Annotated in this window: 1 protein-coding gene; it reads right to left on the reverse strand. The window is 48.3% G+C overall.

Annotated features, from left to right (window positions below; genetic code table 11):
• Window positions 1-58 precede the first annotated feature (58 nt).
• On the reverse strand, window positions 59-271 hold a 213-nt coding region (locus KVT27_RS24680; RefSeq protein WP_217582178.1), incomplete at its 5' end, for a ribonuclease E inhibitor RraB.

Raw genomic sequence — 271 nt, forward strand, 5'->3', positions numbered from 1 at the left:
CTATGTATTATAACGAAATTTCATGAAAACCGCTACACGTCCCAAATCCAGGAACATCTTATGTAAAGGTGGAGATGAATTTCAAGAACACTCGCTTGACATAGGCACGGATTCTAGCCGGAAGCTTCAGCTTCAGCTTTGTCCCCCACCCGTCGTATGTCCCTCCTCCTTCGGAAGCGAGAACGAACAGCTCCTTCGTGATCTGATTGACCGTCGGTACATCGAGCGTGTGCATTTTGCTCAGATGCAGAACGTAAGGGTCCACGATTCG

The sequence above is a fragment of the Lysinibacillus sp. GbtcB16 genome, from assembly GCF_019091145.1.
In the GTDB taxonomy this organism is placed as follows: Bacteria; Bacillota; Bacilli; order Bacillales_A; family Planococcaceae; genus Lysinibacillus; species Lysinibacillus fusiformis.